We start from the raw sequence: 2,557 nt of genomic DNA, 5'->3' as shown, positions 1-2,557 counted from the left end.
TTAGGACAAAATTAAAACCCAAAATAGTGTTGCCGCGCGGAGCGCGGCAACACTATTTTGGGTTTTATGTCCTGATATAGTTGACGGCAGCTATAAAGGCTGCAAAATTACCATTTCTTAAGTTTTTCAAGCAGCATTGCCACTTCTACGAAAGAATCTGTAAGAATATGACTTCTTACGTTTTATTCAGCTACAGAGGTTAAATGTGAAGAAAATTTTGCTTTTCTTTAGCGAACTTAATAATAGCGATCTTGACTGGTTTGTCCAGAAAGGAAAGAGAGAGACGATTCCGCCCGATCGCCTATTGATTCGAGAAGGTCAAATCAGCGAAGCTCTGTATATTGTGGTGAATGGCTCGTTTAGTGTCGCCATTGAATCACAGGATAAAAAAGAGATCGCTAGAATTTCTGAAGGTGAAATCGTTGGCGAAATATCTTTTATCGATACGAGACCACCGCTTGCTAGCGTGAGATCGTTAGAGGAGAGCGTGGTGCTATCGATTCCCAGAGTGCAGCTTTTATCGAAACTACAGCAGGATACAAATTTCTCGTCAAGATTTTATCGTGCGATTTGCCTTTGTGTTTCTGATCGCCTCCGTGGCACTGTCAGTAGACTCGGCTATGGCTACGATCTCGATGGGTTAGAGGCTCATCTTGGCGGATTCAGTCAGTCGATGATCGGTAATTTGGAACTTGCCGAAGCCAAGTTTTATTGGTTGATTAAAAATGTGCGAGCAAGTTAGGGCAAGTTAGTTTTAAATGCTCAAATCAAGAGGCTCTAGACAATATAGCGATCGTGATTTGAGCGGTTGCCGTTGATTAAAAAACTTGAAAAATAGTAACGCCGAGAATAGCTTCAACAACAGTAGCAACCAATAGCCCCGTCCAAAATCTTCCAGCAGCTCTGCTAAATCCAAGGGCACTATCTTCACGGCTTGCGGTAAAAAATAGCGACCAAGCTTGGGTTTCGCTAAGGCGTGCAAATTGATTGAAGTCTTCACGAAAAGCGATGGGTTTGAAAAGATTTTCGCCGCTAAAATCAAATTTGGTTTCCATACATTTCTCCTTGAGATGCGAAATTGTTTAACAATTTGCTTTTTATTTGATGGAATTATATTAACAATTGTTTACAATTGAAGGCAATCGCTCTTAAGGAGAGTCTAGAAATTTCGCAAGATATAGCTCTCAAGATATATATCTCAAGAATTGACTGGCGGCGCGAAGCGCCGCCAGTCAATTCTTGGGGTTTATGTACTACTCCCTTCCCACCAAAGAAATAGACATCAAAAACCTAATAATTAGACGTTGCGGCGCGAAGCGCCGCAACGTCTAATTATTCACTGGGAAGGGAGTATCAATGTAAGAGATAGCGAGAACAAATCAAACTAGCGAGCCAATCCACTCAAAGACTCGATTCCATGCCCACCAGCGATCGCGATCGCCATATTGGTTTTGGCATTTTTTACTACTCACATAACCGACATGACCGCCATGTTTGGTAAGCATTAGTTTAATGGCGGAGTTATCTTGAGCGATTTTTACTAGTTCAGGAATAATTGCAGGATCGAACATCGGATCGTCCTCAGCATAAAGAATTAAGGTTGGCTTTTGCAGATGCGGCATGAAATGTAAGGGGCAACTTGCATCGTAATAAGCCTCAACGGATGCAAAACCTAACTTGGCGATCGTCAATTCATTATCAAATCCCCAAATGCTATTAGCTCTCTCGACTGCATGGCGATCGATCGCTTCAGGATGCATTTTTGCCATGCCGCGACCGAGTTTCTTGAGTTCACGAGCGATCGCCTTCTCCAAAAATCTCCCCAGTTCGTCCTTAACTAGATAGGTCAGCGATCGGTTGGAGTCAACGCTAGGACAAATTACCGCCCCACCTGCAATATCAGCAGATGTGATGGCTAAGTCACTCCCCCAGTCAGCGATCGTCTCTCCAGCCTTAATCCCCCACAACGCCAACTGTCCCCCGAGCGAATATCCCATGAGCCAAAAAGGGGCCGGACAGCCTAATTGCTTGGCGATACTGGCAATCCGAATAAAATCTTCGCCTTCGTACAGCCCGTCGGAGGTTAGCGCTGGGGATAGCTCTGCGGTTTTACCATGAGCCCGCCAATCAAACAGAACCACTGCATATCCCCGATCTAGAGCCTTACGTCCTAAGATTTTGAGAAACCATTGGTTGTCCAAATCCCCCGTAATGCCATAGGTTGCCACAATCGTTCCTTTCGCATTCTGAGGAATTGCATATTTTCCAAAGATCGGCACACCATTTGCCCCAGTGAAAATATGTTCTTGATAAATTGGTTCTGGTTCAATTGTGAAATTTTCCCATTTTCGGCTTACCCGCAAAGCCGTATAAAGGGTCATTAGCAGCCCATTGCTGAGATGCCAAGGTGGTGTATAGAGCATATCAACCAGTCCATATTTACATTTCTTTACGTCTAACTATAGCAATACAGGAGATAGCTAGGAAATGAAAGATTGGCGGCGCGGAGCGCCGCCAATCTTTCATTTCCTAGTACAGATAAGTAAACTTAAAACCT

At 43.8% G+C, this 2,557-nt stretch carries 3 protein-coding genes; 1 reads left to right on the top strand and 2 read right to left on the bottom strand.

Annotation, left to right across the window (positions count from 1 at the left end):
- Positions 1 to 205: 205 nt before the first annotated feature.
- Complete coding sequence (locus tag PSE7429_RS22525; protein WP_009629707.1) at positions 206 to 742, top strand: cyclic nucleotide-binding domain-containing protein; 537 nt, start codon at positions 206 to 208, stop codon at positions 740 to 742.
- A 76-nt stretch (positions 743 to 818) separates the two neighbouring features.
- On the opposite strand, the gene PSE7429_RS22520 is transcribed toward PSE7429_RS22525, so the two are convergent.
- Positions 819 to 1,055, bottom strand: a complete 237-nt coding sequence (locus PSE7429_RS22520; protein ID WP_009629706.1) for a hypothetical protein — start codon at positions 1,053 to 1,055, stop codon at positions 819 to 821.
- Positions 1,056 to 1,379: 324 nt separating this feature from the next.
- Positions 1,380 to 2,423 (bottom strand): YheT family hydrolase, encoded by a 1,044-nt coding sequence (locus PSE7429_RS22515; RefSeq protein WP_009629705.1) that lies wholly within the window; start codon positions 2,421 to 2,423, stop codon positions 1,380 to 1,382.
- Positions 2,424 to 2,557 lie beyond the last annotated feature (134 nt).

Origin of the sequence: Pseudanabaena biceps PCC 7429 (assembly GCF_000332215.1) — a bacterium.
Classification (GTDB): domain Bacteria; phylum Cyanobacteriota; class Cyanobacteriia; order Pseudanabaenales; family Pseudanabaenaceae; genus Pseudanabaena; species Pseudanabaena biceps.
Note: the sequence above shows the minus strand (reverse complement) of the source record. Positions and strands in the feature narration are given on the sequence as shown.

Excerpts from the sequence above, each read along its gene's own strand:
- PSE7429_RS22520 (WP_009629706.1), bottom strand. The coding sequence starts at position 1,055 with ATGGAAACCAAATTTGATTTTAGCGGCGAAAATCTTTTCAAACCCATC.
- PSE7429_RS22515 (WP_009629705.1), bottom strand. The coding sequence starts at position 2,423 with ATGCTCTATACACCACCTTGGCATCTCAGCAATGGGCTGCTAATGACC.